Origin of the sequence: Inediibacterium massiliense (assembly GCF_001282725.1) — a bacterium.
GTDB lineage: Bacteria > Bacillota > Clostridia > Peptostreptococcales > Thermotaleaceae > Anaerophilus > Anaerophilus massiliensis.
In genome coordinates this window covers 266,207-282,395 of record NZ_LN876585.1, presented here as the reverse complement: position 1 = coordinate 282,395, position 16,189 = coordinate 266,207, and the positions used below count along the sequence as shown (strand labels likewise).

Here is a 16,189-nt window from a genome sequence, read left to right as displayed (position 1 = left end):
GTATTTCATTTCATTTGCATTGTTCAATTTTCAAAGTACATTTAACTTCATAAAATGTACGTCGCCAACAATTTTTCAAAACTAAATTTTGAAAAATCCGTTGCTCAAAGTACATTGGTGGAGACGAGGAGGATCGAACTCCTGACCCCCTGCGTGCAAGGCAGGTGCTCTCCCAGCTGAGCTACGTCCCCATGCATTTGAGAGTTAACCTCTCAAAACTAGACAGCTCAAGAAATGATTTGCTCCTTAGAAAGGAGGTGATCCAGCCGCACCTTCCGATACGGCTACCTTGTTACGACTTCACCCTAGTTATTGATTTCACCTTCGGCAGCTTCTTCCTTGCGGTTAGATCGCTGACTTCGGGTGCCCCCAACTTCCATGGTGTGACGGGCGGTGTGTACAAGACCCGGGAACGCATTCACCGCGACATTCTGATCCGCGATTACTAGCAACTCCAGCTTCATGTGGGCGAGTTGCAGCCCACAATCCGAACTGAGACTGGCTTTTAAGATTGGCTCCAGATTACTCTTTCGCTACCCGTTGTACCAGCCATTGTAGCACGTGTGTAGCCCAGAACATAAGGGGCATGATGATTTGACGTCATCCCCACCTTCCTCCGAGTTATCCTCGGCGGTCTCTTTAGAGTGCCCACCCAAAGTGCTGGCAACTAAAGACAAGGGTTGCGCTCGTTGCGGGACTTAACCCAACATCTCACGACACGAGCTGACGACAACCATGCACCACCTGTCTCTCTGTCCCCGAAGGGATTTCCCCGATTAAGGGTAATGCAGAGGATGTCAAGTCCTGGTAAGGTTCTTCGCGTTGCTTCGAATTAAACCACATGCTCCGCTGCTTGTGCGGGTCCCCGTCAATTCCTTTGAGTTTCAGTCTTGCGACCGTACTCCCCAGGCGGAGTGCTTATTGCGTTAACTGCGGCACCGAGGGGGGTAACCCCCGACACCTAGCACTCATCGTTTACGGCGTGGACTNGTTGCCCACGCGTTACTCACCCGTCCGCCGCTAACTCCTTTTTATTCCACCCGAAGGCTTCCTAAAAATTTGTTCGCTCGACTTGCATGTGTTAGGCACGCCGCCAGCGTTCATCCTGAGCCAGGATCAAACTCTCAATTAAAATCTTCGAGGTTTGTGCTTCTTGCTCAAAATATCATTTTGGCATTTTGCATGTTTTTGCTTGTCATTTCTTGTGCTGTTTAGTTTTCAAAGGTCAATCTCTTTTTATGTCGCCGTTGTTTTGGCGACTTAAACATCTTATCATTTTTGTTTCTTGTTGTCAACCACTTTTTTTATTTTTTTAGTGGCGACGACATTTAATAATTTAACACATATTTTTGCACCTGTCAACATTATTTTGTTTTTTTCTTTCTTTTGTGTCAGGCACGAATAGTAATATATCATATATTTTGATTGTGGTCAATAGTTTTTTTGTTTTTTATAATAAAAACTAAAAAAACTGCCTAATATATAGGCAGTTGCAATATCTTTATTCTCTTGGTTTTTTAGATCCTTTTTGTTGTCTTCTTGTTCTTCTGCATTCTATACATCTTTTAGGTTCACTTTCAAAGCCTTTTTCTTTAAAGAATTCTTGTTCTCCTTCAGTAAAAACAAACTCTTTTCCACAATCTTGACAAACTAAAGTTTTATCTGCCATAGGGGCACCTCCTAATTCTGGTTGATTTTAACAATCCTACACAATTTCATCCAGGGATTAGGAGGAATTGTTCGAGAGTTGTTAAATCATTGATTCAGTTTTATCATAGCACGCTCTATCTTCTTCGTCAATAGACTTGATGGAAAAGTCTAAACATTTTATCAATTTCCCCAATCCATTGATTTTACCCATTGTAAAACATTCTTTTTATTCGTTTCATTCTCTACAGGGTCCTTACAATCTAACTCTCCTACAATATGATTTCCTTCCAAAGCTTTTTTGAAATGATCAAATGTATTTCCGCAGCTTCTTTTATTCGTACAAAATAAAGCTATTTTTTTATTCTTTATATGTACCATAGAAAACAATGTTAAAAAAGCAGGTACAAAAGATCCAGCCCATACAGGGGTACCCATATAGATATAGTCATACTCATCTATATTTTGATGAATAGAATATAAATCAGGCTTTTGCTTCAATAATACTTGTTTTCCACCCTTTACATACCTCATAAATCCTTTAGAAGGAATATCTTTCTTTGGCTTTAATTCTAGAAGCTCTCCCCCTGTCTCTTTTTGAATCCACTCCGCCATTTGACGGGTATTTCCTTCTAGTGAATAATAAATAATGAGTGTTTTCATGACTTTCTCCCCTTTTTTGAAATATAATATAAAACCAAATATCCATTTAATCTTTACTTATATTGATACTTTAATTATATCCCAATTTTTAAGGTTCGAAATCATTTCTTTAATTTTTTCAAAATCATACAAAAGAGCTTTGGAAAATCCAAAGCCTTTGTCTATTTATCTTTGTTCTATAAATATTTTTGTAATTTCATCAGCTTGCTCTTGTGTAATAATCCCTTTCTCCACACCTGCTTTTAATATTCTGTTTTCTGGAACTTTTCTCATTCCCATCTTCTTGCCTGTTTCTTTGTTTTCTAATATTTTATCTGCTTGTTCTTGTGTCATCTTTCCGTCTTTTACTGCTTGTGCTAATTTTTCTTTCATCTTTTCTTGTCTTTCTTCTTGTGATAAGTTTTTGAAAGCTTCTCTATCTTCTTTAGATGGTTTATTTCCTTTTTCAAATCCTTTTGGTCCATTTGCTAATATTTTATCTGCTTGTTCTTGTGTCATCTTTCCATCTTTTACTGCTTGTGCTAGTTTTTCTTTCATCTTTTCTTGTCTTTCTTCTTGTGATAAGTTTTTGAAAGCTTCTCTATCTTCTTTAGATGGTTTATTTCCTTTTTCAAATCCTTTTGGTCCATTCATCATACCATTTTCTAATAATTGATTTTTTTGCTCTTGTGTGATAATTCCTTTTGAAATAGCTTCATCAAATGCTGTATTTACTTTCTCCCTCATTTGTTCATGAGTAAATTTTACTTTAACTGGTTTTTGTGTAAGCTCTGCCTTAGTATCTGCAAAAGCCATTCCTGCCATAGATAATGTCATAGTACCTATTAATGCTGTTGTAACTACTTTCTTCATTTTGTGATTCATTTTCATTTCCCCTTTCAATTTTGTTTTGCTTTGACAACTACAGTATAGAAAAACTTTGTGATGATTTTGTGTTGAAAAATTGAAAATTCATAGAACTATATCCTATTTTTTTAAAATTATGCTATGATAAGCTTATAAAAATATCTGATTTTGCTCATTACATAGGAGGAATATGTATGAATGATATAAAAATCTTGGTAGTAGATGATGAACCTAAAATGCGTCAAGTTATTAAAATTTATTTGGAGAAAGACGGATATCTCGTACAAGAAGCTATCGATGGAAAAGAAGCTTTAGAAAAAATAGAAACTCATGAATTTTCTCTTATATTATTAGATGTTATGATGCCCAAAGTAGATGGTTGGACTGTATGCAGAAAAATTCGCGAAGAATCTTCTGTTCCTATCATTATGCTCACTGCAAGAAGTGAAGAATATGATAAACTTTTTGGATTTGAACTTGGAATAGATGATTATATCACAAAGCCTTTTAGTCCAAAAGAAATGGTAGCCCGTATAAAAGCACTATTAAAAAGAAGCAACATAAATCCTATCTTAAATGAACAAAATATAAAAATAAAAAATATTGAGATTAAACCTCTTAGCAAACAAGTATATTTAGATCATCAAGAAATTACCTTAACTCCTAAAGAATTTGATCTTTTGTATTTCTTTGCACAAAATCATGGAATCGTATTTTCACGAGAACAGCTTTTAAATAAGGTATGGGGCTATGATTTCATAGGGGATATGAGAACAGTAGATACTCACATCAAACAACTTAGAGAAAAATTAGGAAAATACAAAACATATATTCACACCGTTTGGGGTACAGGTTACAAATTGAAAGCAGAGGAATAAAACTAATGAAAAGTATATTAAGTAAACTTTGGCTAGGAATTACCTCTTTAGTATTAATCATTCTTTTAATCATTTGGCTATTTCAAATTATGTTTTTAGAAAAATTTTATATAAATGAAAGAAAAGATTTGCTTTTACACGAAGGCGAAAAAATAGCCTCTCTTATTGAAGAATCTGACTATTATCCTATGATCTCTCAAGATATTATAGATGAAATTGATTCGTTACGATCTACCTTTTCTTTTCATATCTCCATTATGATTGTAGATATGAATGAAAGACTTTTATTTCCTAAAAAAGAACAATTTTATTCTAAGAGAAATTCTTTTTTACCTATAAATCCTCCTAGAGAATTCTTTGCAAACTTACCATCTATTGAAGCTAACACTTTTGTAGAAAAGAAAGATCCAAGAAATCGTTCTTTGCTCATGATAAAAGTTCCTATTGAAAAAAATGCAAATGTTGCAGGACATATTATATTAACATCTGCTCTAGCACCTATTCAAGAAACATCATCTATTTTAAAAAAACAATTATCTATCATTACATTTGTATCTCTCATAATCGGAACACTTTTAGCTTTATTATTTGCAAAACATTTTACAAAACCTATATTAGAAATTACAAAAACCTCAAAAAAAATCTCAAAAGGTGATTTTACGGCTCAGGTAAATTTAGATTCTAAAGATGAAATAGGAATATTAGGGGATACCATCAATGACTTAGCCGTTCAATTAGGAAAAATAGAAAACTTTAGAAAAGAATTTATAGCCAACGTATCCCACGAACTCAAAACTCCTATCAGCTTAATTAGAGCTTATGCAGAGCTTATTCTGGATATAGATAATAACGAAACAAAAATTGAAAACCTTGAAACCATTATAGATGAATCAAAAAGGCTCAATACTATGGTTGAAGATATTCTTACCTTATCTAAAATGGAAGCAGGTTATACAGATCTTACTTACTCTGAATTTCCTATTTCTAAATTCATTCAAAATGTCATAGAAAAGCTACATTTCTTTGCTTCTAAAAAAAATATACAATTAGTAATGGACATAAATGATGAAAATACAATGATCTATGCAGATTCCTCCAAGCTCTATCAAGTGTTTATAAATTTAGTGAACAATGCTATCCATCATTCCTATGAAAATAGTCAAGTAACTATTAAAGTTTCTACAAGTGATACAACTAAAATTGAAATTATAGATCATGGAAAAGGCATTCCAAAAGAAGATCTTCCCTATATATGGGATAGATTTTACAAAGTAGATAAGTCTAGAAAAAGAGATACTAGTGGAACAGGACTTGGAATGTCTATTGTAAAAAATATTTTGGAAGCTCATGAATTCAAATATGGTATAAATAGTATATTAGGAAAAGAAACGATTGTCTGGTTTGAAATAAAAAGAGATGAATAATTCCATTCATCTCTTTTTACTCTATCACTCTAAAAAATTTTTTTCATAAATCTTCTCAGCTTCTATAGCTTCTACTGGTTTACTAAATAAATATCCCTGTATATAATCACATGTAGCCTTTTTTAATCGTTTATATTGTTCCATATACTCTATTCCTTCTGCTACTACTTCTAATTTCAAACTATGAACCAAAGAAATAATATTATCCATTACAGAAATATTATCTATTTCTAAAAACTTATCACATAAAGATTTATCGAGCTTTATTTTATCCACAGGTAAAAAAGTTAAATAACTAAGAGAAGAATATCCGGTTCCAAAATCATCTAATGCTATTTTAATTCCTAAATCCTTTAATTGTTTCAAAAATATAATAGTTTCTTCTTTTTTTTCTAAAAAGATACTTTCTGTAATCTCAATTTCTAGATATTTAGCCTCTACTTCTTTTTCTTTCAATACTTCTTTTAAAAATTCAATATAGTTCCAATCATTTAACTGTTTAGCTGACAAATTAATGGCAACAGGCTTCACGATTATACCCTTCTTTTTCCATATTGCAATTTGATGAATTACTTCACTTGTCACCCATCTTCCCATTTGAATAATCATTCCATTTTCTTCTGCTACTTGTATAAAAGTTGCTGGTGATATTGCATGATTTTTTAGCCTTAAGAGTGCTTCAAAGCTTGAAATTTCACCAGTATATATATCAATTTGAGGTTGATATACTAACTTGAATCCATCTTCTTCCAATGCATCCCTTAAAATTCTTTCAATCTGAATGTGTTCATTTAATTTTTCTGTCATTTTTTGATTAAAAAACTTATAGTTATTTCTTCCTTGATCTTTCACTTTATACATAGCCATATCTGCATTCATAATGAGCTCATTTACTTTATTACTATCAAAAGGATATCTAGTAATACCTAAACTAGCACTTATATATATTCCATGTTCCTCAATCATAAACTTATTTTTAAATATCTCAATAATTTTTTTTGCATAATGCTCTATAGCCAAAATCTCTTCTTCATTTTCTATCAAAACAAGAAATTCATCTCCACCAAATCTAGCTACAAACATATTGTCATCTTTTATATTCACAAATTCTTGTGCCACTTTTTTTAATACTTCATCTCCATATACATGCCCTAATGTATCATTAATCTCTTTAAAATTATCTAAATCAAGTAACATAACAGCTCCCGATTCATTTTTCTTTGTTGCTTGCTGAAGTTTTTGTAAAAAAGTAATCCGGTTTGGTAGATTCGTTAATTCATCGTTATAAGCAAGATATTGTATGTAATCTTCTTGCTCTTTTAATTTTGTTATATCTAAAATAATCCCACTAATAAATGTTAAATTTCTATTTTCATCATAAATTCCTCTTCCTCGAATAAGCATATGTCTCAATTGATCTTTATAATCCTTTATCCTTACTTGCACATAGATTTCTTCTCTTTGTCCATTTTTACATAATAAAAATTCCTCTCTTACTATTTCTCGATCTTTTATATCAAGAAATTCATCTAGAACTTCAGATATTTTTCCTTTTATGTTTTTTCCTACAATATTTCTAAATTCTTGGGAAAAATAAATGGTTTCATCTCTAGGATCTACTTCCCACACCGCACTATTTGTTCCTTGGATAGCAATCTCATATTTTTGCTGTAAACTTTCTAGTCTATCTGTATAAGTTTGTATTTCATCATATTGAGCACGTAATTCTTCTTCTGATGCACTCAACTGCTCATATGCTGCTGTAAGCTCCTCATTAGATGACTGTAACTTCCCTTGATTTGTCTTTAATTCCTCTAAATAACTATAGGTTTTATCTAACAAATGATTAATAGAAAGAGTCAATCCAAAAAAAGTATCATTCTCTATTAAAGGTAACCTGTAATCTATATGATTTTCTAGATCTATTTCATTGATATTTTTATCTAGTCGATTCACAGGCTTTATTATATTTTTATTTTGTATCCACACAAATACCAAAAACATTATCAGTGCAACAATGATAGAAATTGTAAAAACTGTATAAATAGAAGCATATACATCTTTCATAGACACACCCATTACCAATACAGCAACAATTTCTTTCTCTTTAAAAATAGGAACTGTAATTTCTAAAACCTTCGCATGAACTTTAGTATAATACCACTCAATAACACTTGTTTTCCCTTTTAGTGCCTCTTTTACCTCATATTCATGAGCGTAACTTACACCGATGTCTTCTGTATCTCCATCTGCTACCACCTTCAAATTTTTATCTAAAAGAGTTATATATGTAATATTTTCTTCTTTCGCTAATTCTTCTACTAACGTTTGATAGCTAAATCTTTGTGTCAACTTTTGTATATTTTCTGCTGAAATCCCAACCTGAACCAAATCCCCATTTTTAGTCTTAATAGCTCCATATTTCATATGAATCCCCAATAATGAATCTGGTCTTATATCCTCCATCAAAATCCGATCTTGGCTTTTTATAAAATTATACAATGGTTGTCCCTTAGAAGCAATCCAACCTTTACAAGGCTTGAGTGTTGTATATACAATCTCTCCTTTTTCATTGATCCAATTTAATTCATCTACACCTAATTCTTTCTTCAAATTTATCAAATAATTATCATCTACATTTTCTTCATTAGATATGACTCTCTCTGCCGCAATCTTGATCTTATCTTCTAGCATATCATTGATTATATTTAAAGCTACTTGATTGCCATCTATTTGTCTTATTTCTTGTTTTAAAAGGTTTAAACTATCTTGTTTTGCTTGTGACAATATAATATTCTTACTCACATAAAAGCTTGAGATACTCACAATCAACACTAATACCAAAGCCATCCACAGAGGTATGTATATTAATTTATATTGATTGATTACCTTTTGTCTTGACGAATTATTCCATTCTTTCATTATTTTCCCTCCTCTGGCCTGTTTGATCTATTTGTATCAATCATATGAATCTTTACCATTTACTAACTCATCTATATTTTTATTTTATCACCTTTTTCAGCTTTCTTCGACAAAATATTTTTCATACAACCTTGTTATATTTTTTAAAAAAAACAAAAAAGATGAGTAATTTTTCTCACCTTTTTCATTGCTATTTTACATTTATTCAAATACCAAAGACTTTTTTAATATGATATTTAACCAAATATCTTCTCTATCTTTTCTTACATCTATAGTTGTCCACATATCTATAATCTTTAAATTGATAAAAAACTTTATGATGTCCTGAAAAATTTCTTCATTATAATAACTAAAAAATCGATCCTCTACATACCTCTCTCCTTCTCCATATTTAAGAGATAAGTAAAACACCCCATTTTTCTTTAATGCTTTTTCACAATTTTGGATTACTTTTTTGACTTCACCTTTTGGAATATGCAAAATAGACGCGCAAGCCCATATCCCCTCAAACTCATTGTAAAAATCCATTTCTCTCATATCTACCTGAAGAACTTCTTGACTCAAAAGTTCTGTGGATAGTTTTACCAATTCCTCTGAATAATCCACAGAAGTCACAATATATCCATTATTTTTAAAATATAGACTATCTCGTCCTGATCCACAACCAAGATCTAAAATGTGATCTCCTTTGTGTAAATATTTTTCAAATCTTTGATATATTCCTGTCATATCTGCATTTAGGGTTTTTTCAAAAAAGTCTTTTGCGTTTTTGTTATAGTAGGGTTTTGTCATTTTAATCCTCCATATACTTTCTATGAAAATAATTTGCATTTCTATAATTTAATCTATCTTTTATTTCTATGATCAATTCTTCATTGTATAAATCTATATACTCATGTAAGGTTTCAACTAATGAAAAAATCTGTTGCTCTTTATCATAGTTAAAAAATTTCTCAGATTTACCACTACTTAAAAATTTAATTGGATTTTTTACAGCTAAGCTTGTAAACTTCTTTGTATCCCAATTTTTCCACTCTTTATGATTCTTGTTATTTAAATCTTTTCCATGTAAATCATCATTATAAAAAATCTTAAAATTCTCTCCTATATCATTAACAGAGACAGCTGTTTGGAGCCTAGTCTCTTCTATAAAACTCAACAAAGTAGGAATTTTATAAGACTTAGACATGGCTGTCTTTTCAATTTCCTCTAAAAATTCTTCCACAGGAGTATTTTTCCATTTTTTCTGAACTTCAGTTAAATCTTTCATTTCCTCTAAAAATTTATACCATGACTGAAAAGTCTTTAAATAAATATGAACAGGATAATTAGAATTTTCATACATATCCATCATACTTGGAACTTTATTTAAAACCTCTTTTATTCTACCATATTCTTTTATTAATTTTTCTTTTAATGGCTCTTTTTTATCATTTATTTCTTTAAAATAATCAATTAATTTTAAATCAAAGTTTACTTTGCATCCATCTGGAAGGATAAAATCTTCATCCGTTGGCAGTATTCTTTTTTCATTTGGATTTTTAACAGAATAGTTCCCCGTCAGATAATTTGGTTTTAAATTACTTCCTTTATAATTTCCTACAAAGTCTAATACTATTAACTTTTCTTTTCCCTCACAAGTTCTAAGTCCTCTTCCTAATTGTTGTATAAAAATAGTATAAGATTCTGTTGGTCTTAAAAACATAACCATATCAATATTAGGAATATCTACCCCTTCATTGAATATATCTACAACAAATAACACTTCTATTTTTCCATTTTTAAATTCTTCAATAATTCTTTGTCTATTATGTGTTTCACTATGTATTGCTTTTGCTGTTATATTATGTTCTTTAAAATATTTTTCCATGAATTTACAATGTTGAATACCAACACAAAAACCTATTGTTCTTTTTGTTTGAAAGTTTTTATACTTCTTTAAAATTTCATTTGTTCTTTTATCTGTAATTAATTTATTTTCTAAAATTTTTATATCGTATTTACCACTTCTCCAAGGAATCATTTCATAATCCACATCATCATAAATACCATAATATTCAAAAGGTACTAACCATCCATTATTAATACCTACCTTGAAATTACATTCATAAGCTATATTATAATCGCAAATTTTATAAATATCTTTATTATCCATTCTATCAGGAGTAGCTGTAAGTCCTAATAAAAACTTTGGCATGAAATACTCTATCAAATTTTCATAAGATTTCGCTCCCGCATGATGAAATTCATCAATCACAATATAATCAAAATAGTCTTTAGAAAAATACTCTTCATTTAAGTATTCTTTTTTCCCTAAAGTTTGAATACTTGCAAAGATAATTTCTTTATTCGTTTCCTTTTCTTTGGCATTAAAAAATCCCATTGCTTTATTTTGATATACTCTTTTAAAGGTATCCATAGCTTGTTTTAATATTTCATCTCTATGCGCAACAAACAAAACTTTATCAAAATTCAATGTATCGAAAGCTGAAAGATAAGTTTTTCCAAGTCCTGTAGCAACAATTACCATTGCTTTATTATATCCTTCTTCTCTTGTTTTACTTAACTCATAAAGGGCAGGTATTTGGAATTTTATAGGTTCTATTTCTTTAATAGGTGTTTTTCTTATCTTTCTAGGTGTGAAAATCATTCTTCTATAATTTTTTTCATATTTTCTAAGCCACTTCAAACTCAATTCAAAACTATTTTTTTCATATAGTTCATTAAATTCATTTTGAAATATATCGTAATCTTTTGGAAATACTTCTTTTGAAAATACATAATTCCATTCTATACCATCCAATAAAGCAGCTTTTGATATATTGGATGATCCAATAACAATTTCTCCTTCATTATTCTCATATTGAAAAATATATGTTTTAGGATGAAATGAAATAGCATCTCCATCATATATTTTGATTTCTATTTTATCTTCTAATTCACTCTTTAATCTATACAAAGCGTTAGGTTCTGTCACATTCAAATATGTACTTGTTAATAATCTAAGTTTTGCTCCTCTATCTATAGCTTTTTTAAAATCATTTACTAGAAGTTTTATTCCTGAATCTCTAATAAATGAAATAATAAAATCCATACGTTTAGCCCTACCTATATTTTCTCTTAGTCTAGGAAGTAATGGGACATTTCTTCCTGTATAAGTAGATTGCATAAAAAACATCCTTTCTAAACTACTAATGAATTAATTCATTAAATAATTTCTATACAGTAGACAATATTCCTCTTTTTTCCACAATATAAATTCATTAATAATTTTGTAATTATAAAAAAAGATACTACTCTATCCTCTAAAAAGTAATATCTTCTTACTTCATCCTATATAAATATTTTTTAAAATTTCATTATCATTCCTTATTATTTAATTTTTCTAGAATCAATTCTATTTTTGTTAGTCTCTCTTCTATACCTGCTATTCTACTATGTATATCTGCAACCTTTCCACTCAACCATGCCATAACAAAAAAACACATAAATTTAAGGCTTCAAAGTTATTCTTAAATGCTTATCTATGTAATAATTGTCAGCTATACTTTTTTCTTCTCTTTTTACTCCTATACATTACTAATTTTACTATAATAAATATTATTGAATTGATATAATAAATATAAATGAAATTTTTTTAAATGCCATTTATCGGTGGATTTTATAGAATAATAATAAAAATATATTTTAAAGATTATCCTCTTACATATTTCCATTAAATCACTAGTTTAGATAGGAGAGATTTTATGATTTGCCCTAAGATTAAAAATGTAAAACCTATAGACAATTATTTTTTATTAATAACCTTTACTAATGAAATAACTAAAAAATATGATATGAAGAATTGGCTTTCTCGTGAATCTTTCAAACCTTTACAAAACCCAGCCTTATTTGCTTTAGTAAAAGTAGATATATATGGTTATGGAATTAGTTGGAATGATGAAATTGACTTAAGTGAATATGAACTATGGACTAATAGTATAAATTTAGACTCTTAGAATTTGAAACCTTCAAAAAGCAGATGCCCTAGTATCTGATTTTTTCTTTATATTAATTTTTTCAAAATACTCATTTTTAATCTCGATATAATTTCAATTAAAAATCTATAAATGCTTCTCTAAATCCTTTACATCTTTCATATCAAATATTTCTAGAGATATTATATCTATTGTTTCTTGTGAAAGATTTTTGAATACTTTTTTAATATTTTCATCTCCGAATTTATCTAACAATGCATACAACATGCTTAAACATTGAAATTTATTTTCATTATCTTTAATGTTTTCAGCTAATTTTATATCATCTATTGCTCGATCTGCTTTACTTTTTACACTATTCATAAGAGGAATTAAAGTTAAACTTAACCTATCTGAATCTTTAAGATTCTCTCCTTTCTCTATCCTCCATATTATTTAATTTTTCTAAAATCAATTCTATTTTTGTTAGTCTCTCTTCTATACCTGCTATTCTACTATGTATGTCTACAACCTTTCCAATCAACCATGCCATCACAAAAAACCATACGAATTTAATGAAAACAAATAAAATAGTTTCCATTTAGATACCTCCTATCTCAAGCACTATCATTAAATTTCATTTTGAGCTTTAGATATTTTCTAAAATAGAATATATTGTTTCTAATTTTTCTTTTTCTAATTCTTTATGGATATACGACTGAGTTCTATCTTTATTAGACATGGTTAAAGTATCTCCAAACATAATATCTCCATTTGAAAAAATCATGACCATCCCCACTATTTCTTTTTCTTTCAAAAAGCTTATGGAATATAACTTCTCAGTATTTTGAATAAAAGGTATCTCTTCTTCTTTACTCATTTTTCTTAATTCAATATCCTTCAAAACATTCACAATCTCACCAATGGATGTAGAATCTATAATTTGTTTTGATTGTTTATCTTTATAGTCAATTTGTATCTTATTGATTTCATTGGATTCTGCTTTGATCAAATCCTTTGAGTTTGTATATTTTACCTGAATATTTCGGTCATAACTTTTTAGTGTTCCCTCTTCTCCATCAAATATCACTTCGTATAAAGTACCTTTATATTCTAAATGAACTACATATTCTACCCTACCTTCTATATTTCTTCTTATATGACAATCTTTTATTTTTGCTTTTGGATTGATTTTTGATAAAACTTCTTCTTTTTTTATAGTTGGCATCTTTATATTTTCATCATTAGGATAAAATATTTCAAATTTACTTATAAGTCCATGACCTTCTATCACCATTTTTACTTTTTTTGTTTCATCATAAACTCCATTTATTTTTTCTATATAGCCATAAGTAATACGATCTAGCTTTTTTTTATCATATCGAACTTTCCTTTCATAGTTTATAAGATTTGGATTTAATTTCCTTATCACTTCATTTGCCATACGATCTATTTTATCTTCTTTATTCTTCTTAGAAGGTATATTATAACTTACAGCATTTACAACTATCTTATTTGTGATTTTATTGTAGCTTACCTCATAATCTACATTAGACTCTTTATCCTTTGCAGTAGACCGATCTTTATATGCTTTAAATATATATTCTTTATTATTTATTTCATCCTTATTATCATATTTTAAAATTTGGTCTGGTGCTACGATTAAAAAAACTTTTTCACAATACTTTTTTGCCTTTTGAAAATCATAATCTTTAAAATCCCCTTCATATTCCTTCAAAAAACTGTATTTTTTACTGTATAGTAGATCTTCTGCCTTTTTAGAATAGTTATTGTATATATCTACTATGTCACTTTCTAATTTTCTTGTTTTTTTATAGTCATAACCTTCAGGTGCGTCCCCTACAATTTTTCTATACTCATGAATCAAAGCATCTGTATAATTGTATAGACTTTGTAAATATTTTTCTTCTGATGGAGTGATCATGCCATCAGAAAATATCTGATGTATTACATCATTTATATTTCGATACATAAAATCATAATCATAAACTCCCTTTCCCTCTCCCATATCTGAAGCTCTATAATTAGATCTATAAAAATTTATTGCACTATTTTCATTTATATATACTTTTTCTTTATTATCATTGAAATCTTTTAAAACAAGTATTTTTGACAGTTCATTATTAAAATGTTCTAACTCTATTCCAAAACATTCAAAATCATAATACATCCTACATTTTAAATCTCTATATCCATCTGTCGTGATCCTTCCATAATGCATAATCAATATAGAAAGCACCACATATATAATCATAGATAGTATCTTTTTATGTGATTTTTTCATACTCATCCCCTCCTAATGATGGTATTCTATTTAAATGATGAATTTCCTTCATACCAACCTTAAATTCACTCTCAAGCTATTTATATATGGAGAATAGTTGTTAACCGTCCCTTTCTTTTGCCTTTCTTTTTATTTTTATCTTGTCAAAACTTCAAAAATCATTACAATAAAGTTAGACAAAAATAATTTTATGGAGAATAATTATGATTATATCTGCAAAGAAAGTAAACCCAAAAAGTTCAAACCCTATAATTGCTTTATTCAAAAAAGATATGGTCTTTACCATTTCTTTTGTATTAGCTCTTATCACTTCCTTTATGTATACCCCAAAGCTTGATTATATTGATTTTAAAGTATTATTTAGCTTATTCAATCTTATGATCGCAGTGAGAGCTTTTGAAGACCTAAAAATTTTAGATCAATTTGCAATTTCCCTTTTAAATAGATGTAGTAATACGAATAAGATTTCTCTGTGTTTAATAGGATTATGTTTTTTTAGTTCAATGCTTCTAACCAATGATGTAGCACTTATTACATTTGTTCCTCTAACTTTGATTATTGGTAAAAAAAGTAATCTTTTAATGTTAGATACGATTATTTTGCAAACTCTAGCTGCTAATATTGGAAGTAGTCTGACCCCTATGGGAAATCCTCAAAATTTATTTATATTTTCCCATTATCACTTGACATCAGTACAATTTTTTCAATCTGTAATCTTTTTCGTTATATTAGGTGGTTTTTGGTTGTATGTTTTAAACAGCAGATTAGATTCTATAGATTTGAATGTAAAATTAGATTCTATACAAATAAAAAATAAAGGAAAATCTATTTTATGGATGGTATTGTTTTTTATTATTATTTTATCCATCCTTGGAACAATCAATTATAAATTTGCTTTGATCCTTACAATTTTGATGATATTATTTCTTGATCAAACTTTGCTTTTTAAAATTGATTATTTGTTATTACTTACTTTTGTATGCTTTTTTATTTTTATAGGAAATATCTCTCATATGAATCAAGTTCATGTTTATATGACTAAACATTTAAATAGTCCTATTCACACTTATTTTATTTCCATAGGACTTAGTCAATTGATTAGTAATGTACCTGCTTGTATACTTTTATCTGGTTTTACAAATGACTGGAAAGCATTATTATTAGGAGTCAATATAGGTGGATTAGGAACCCTTGTGGCATCTTTAGCAAGTGTGATTTCCTTTAAATTATTTATTCAGGAGCACCCACAAAATTCTAAAAAATATATGCTCAAATTTAGCATCTATAATCTTTTAGGGTTAAGTTTGTTTACAATCATCAATTATTTCATTCTTAGATTTGTATAATCCTATAAAAAAATTCGCATATTCCTATCGGAATTGCTCATGGCGCCAACGAAATCTTTTCATTACCTTCAAGATTTCCGTTGCTTAAAATTTGATGAAAATCTAACTTTCTAAAATTATCCACAATTTGTTCATTTATATAGTTCCCTAATGAATAAATAAAAACAAGTGACAATTCACTTGTTTTTTTGTACTAAAGCCA

13 protein-coding genes, 1 tRNA gene and 1 other annotated feature are annotated in these 16,189 nt (G+C 29.1%); of the genes, 4 read left to right on the top strand and 10 right to left on the bottom strand.

Translation table 11 applies throughout. From position 1 onward, the window contains the following. Positions 1 to 115: 115 nt before the first annotated feature. The 4 genes from BN2409_RS03910 to BN2409_RS03895 all read right to left on the bottom strand — a co-directional run bounded on the left by BN2409_RS03910 (position 116) and on the right by BN2409_RS03895 (position 3,174). A tRNA-Ala gene (locus BN2409_RS03910) sits at positions 116 to 191 on the bottom strand. A gap of 59 nt (positions 192 to 250) precedes the next feature. Beyond that, positions 251 to 1,132, bottom strand: a sequence feature (16S ribosomal RNA rRNA prediction is too short). A gap of 369 nt (positions 1,133 to 1,501) precedes the next feature. Further along, positions 1,502 to 1,669, bottom strand: a complete 168-nt coding sequence (locus BN2409_RS03905) for a zinc-ribbon domain-containing protein (RefSeq protein WP_053955360.1) — start codon at positions 1,667 to 1,669, stop codon at positions 1,502 to 1,504. 161 nt (positions 1,670 to 1,830) lie between these two features. Continuing rightward, on the bottom strand, positions 1,831 to 2,310 hold the full coding sequence (locus tag BN2409_RS03900) for a flavodoxin family protein (RefSeq protein WP_053955359.1): 480 nt from the start codon (positions 2,308 to 2,310) through the stop codon (positions 1,831 to 1,833). A gap of 165 nt (positions 2,311 to 2,475) precedes the next feature. After that, a complete protein-coding gene (locus BN2409_RS03895; RefSeq protein WP_053955358.1) occupies positions 2,476 to 3,174 on the bottom strand; it encodes a hypothetical protein in 699 nt (232 codons plus the stop codon). A 176-nt stretch (positions 3,175 to 3,350) separates the two neighbouring features. Between BN2409_RS03895 and BN2409_RS03890 the strand changes: the two genes are divergently transcribed. Further along, positions 3,351 to 4,034, top strand: coding sequence for a response regulator transcription factor (locus BN2409_RS03890; protein ID WP_053955357.1), 684 nt, complete (start codon positions 3,351 to 3,353; stop codon positions 4,032 to 4,034). A 5-nt stretch (positions 4,035 to 4,039) separates the two neighbouring features. Continuing rightward, positions 4,040 to 5,458, top strand: coding sequence for a sensor histidine kinase (locus tag BN2409_RS03885; RefSeq protein ID WP_053955356.1), 1,419 nt, complete (start codon positions 4,040 to 4,042; stop codon positions 5,456 to 5,458). A 24-nt stretch (positions 5,459 to 5,482) separates the two neighbouring features. On the opposite strand, the gene BN2409_RS03880 is transcribed toward BN2409_RS03885, so the two are convergent. The 3 genes from BN2409_RS03880 to BN2409_RS03870 form a co-directional block, all read right to left on the bottom strand. Then, a complete protein-coding gene (locus BN2409_RS03880; protein ID WP_053955355.1) occupies positions 5,483 to 8,380 on the bottom strand; it encodes an EAL domain-containing protein in 2,898 nt (965 codons plus the stop codon). A 201-nt stretch (positions 8,381 to 8,581) separates the two neighbouring features. Beyond that, on the bottom strand, positions 8,582 to 9,172 hold the full coding sequence (locus BN2409_RS03875; RefSeq protein WP_053955354.1) for a class I SAM-dependent methyltransferase: 591 nt from the start codon (positions 9,170 to 9,172) through the stop codon (positions 8,582 to 8,584). A 1-nt stretch (position 9,173) separates the two neighbouring features. Next, positions 9,174 to 11,549, bottom strand: coding sequence for a DEAD/DEAH box helicase family protein (locus BN2409_RS03870; RefSeq protein WP_053955353.1), 2,376 nt, complete (start codon positions 11,547 to 11,549; stop codon positions 9,174 to 9,176). 577 nt (positions 11,550 to 12,126) lie between these two features. On the opposite strand from BN2409_RS03870, the gene BN2409_RS03865 reads away from it, so the two are divergent. Further along, positions 12,127 to 12,378: a DUF2442 domain-containing protein gene (locus BN2409_RS03865; RefSeq protein WP_053955352.1), complete on the top strand. Its 252-nt coding sequence runs from the start codon at positions 12,127 to 12,129 to the stop codon at positions 12,376 to 12,378. Positions 12,379 to 12,483: 105 nt separating this feature from the next. Here BN2409_RS03865 and BN2409_RS03860 read toward each other — a convergent pair whose 3' ends face one another. Genes BN2409_RS03860 through BN2409_RS03850 form a run of 3 tightly spaced genes read right to left on the bottom strand, consistent with a single transcriptional unit; the run spans position 12,484 to position 14,641 of the window. Further along, on the bottom strand, positions 12,484 to 12,720 hold the full coding sequence (locus tag BN2409_RS03860; protein WP_053955351.1) for a hypothetical protein: 237 nt from the start codon (positions 12,718 to 12,720) through the stop codon (positions 12,484 to 12,486). 37 nt (positions 12,721 to 12,757) lie between these two features. Next, positions 12,758 to 12,937: a hypothetical protein gene (locus tag BN2409_RS03855; RefSeq protein ID WP_053955350.1), complete on the bottom strand. Its 180-nt coding sequence runs from the start codon at positions 12,935 to 12,937 to the stop codon at positions 12,758 to 12,760. 48 nt (positions 12,938 to 12,985) lie between these two features. Next, positions 12,986 to 14,641, bottom strand: a complete 1,656-nt coding sequence (locus BN2409_RS03850; protein ID WP_053955349.1) for a hypothetical protein — start codon at positions 14,639 to 14,641, stop codon at positions 12,986 to 12,988. 203 nt (positions 14,642 to 14,844) lie between these two features. On the opposite strand from BN2409_RS03850, the gene BN2409_RS03845 reads away from it, so the two are divergent. Then, positions 14,845 to 15,987, top strand: coding sequence for an SLC13 family permease (locus BN2409_RS03845; RefSeq protein ID WP_053955348.1), 1,143 nt, complete (start codon positions 14,845 to 14,847; stop codon positions 15,985 to 15,987). Positions 15,988 to 16,189 lie beyond the last annotated feature (202 nt).